This window comes from Rhizobium sp. WYCCWR 11152, assembly GCF_013087615.1.
GTDB classification, from domain to species: Bacteria; Pseudomonadota; Alphaproteobacteria; order Rhizobiales; family Rhizobiaceae; genus Rhizobium; species Rhizobium indicum.
On sequence record NZ_JABFCP010000039.1, the window covers coordinates 1 to 1186 of the forward strand.

The 1186-nt window shown below is 54.6% G+C and carries 1 protein-coding gene and 1 pseudogene; one reads left to right on the forward strand and one right to left on the reverse strand.

Translation table 11 applies throughout. From position 1 onward, the window contains the following. Window positions 1–386, forward strand: a pseudogene (locus tag G9X67_RS34645) (hypothetical protein); the annotation flags it as partial. Here the strand turns inward: G9X67_RS34645 and G9X67_RS34650 are convergent. Further along, window positions 383–943 (reverse strand): HNH endonuclease, encoded by a 561-nt coding sequence (locus G9X67_RS34650; protein WP_246705492.1) that lies wholly within the window; start codon window positions 941–943, stop codon window positions 383–385. The pseudogene G9X67_RS34645 and the gene G9X67_RS34650 sit on opposite strands and share 4 nt — an antisense overlap. Window positions 944–1186 lie beyond the last annotated feature (243 nt).

The following is a 1186-nucleotide window of genomic DNA, read 5'->3' on the forward strand; positions in this document are numbered from 1 at the left end:
ACACGATCGGCGACCTTGGGGCTCGGCAGTATCAGGCGTTCCAGCAGCGCAAGGATGCGGCGAACTCGAACGCCTTTAACATGGCGAGCCAAGGGTTTGGCCAACTGGGGCAAGCCTACAGCGGCATGCAAGCACCAGCCCAGGATTTGATGAAAGTTGGAGCCATGCAAGAAGACCTTGCTACCCGCCAAATGAACGACAAGCTCAGGATTTTCAATGAACACCAGCAAAAGCCGTGGGAGAATCTAGCAAGAATGCAGGCTATCGCCTCGGGTGCTGGCCAGCTAGGCGGGTCCACCACGCAATCGGCTCCCGGACAAAATCCATTCCTCACCGGGCTTGGGTACGCCAGCACCGGCGCCGGTTTGCTAGGCTCTTTCTTTTAGGCGCCGCCGTGGTTTGCATGGAAGCCATTATCAATCTCTGCCTGTTTCCGCACTCGGGCAGCATCGTCTAAGCAGTCGAAATATCCGAGGTTCACGGTCTTGCCGTTTACCTCAATCCTCGCGTGCCACTTTCTACTTCTTGCGAACCAAGACACTCCGCAAACGCCACTCGTATTTGACTTGATTATGCGTTTGTTTTTGCAGTTGTCGGAGTTTGTAACGGATCTCAGATTCACAATTCTGTTGTCTGTCTTGTTGCCGTTTATGTGGTCAATCTGGTCGGCTGGCCAACCGCCGGTGGCTAAGACCCACGCTACGCGGTGCGCCTTATAGTTCCTGTTGAAAATACTGCCTGAAAGGTAGCCTCTGGCGTTTACGGAGTTCAGAGCTTCTTTCCCGGCAAGTCTAGAATTCCAGCGTTGGGCGCTGTAATCGGCGGATCGTTTAGGGTGACGCGAGGCGAACAATTCGGCAGGCCTCGGCAGCCAAAACAGCTTACCGTTCTCCGGGTCATACTTGAGAAGCTTGGAAATTTCTGCGAACGTCAGTTCAGCCATTCTTCGATCCTTCCGTGATCGGTGTGGTTAGAGCGCGTCGTTGGCTGCCAGGCCTTCGGCGCGTTCGCATTTTATCATTGCTATGCAAATTAGCAACACGAGGTAGATCATGGCTCTCCCGCCTTTCCCCACCATGGGCAACTGGTTTGCCGGCAACGACACGCCTTACAACAAATCGAACACGCTCCTCGGCGTAGGCCTTGGTTTGCTCAGCGGCAAGACCGCTCAGGATCAGGTAGGGCA

Coding starts and splice junctions, on each gene's coding strand:
- G9X67_RS34650 (WP_246705492.1), bottom strand. CDS start 943: ATGGCTGAACTGACGTTCGCAGAAATTTCCAAGCTTCTCAAGTATGAC.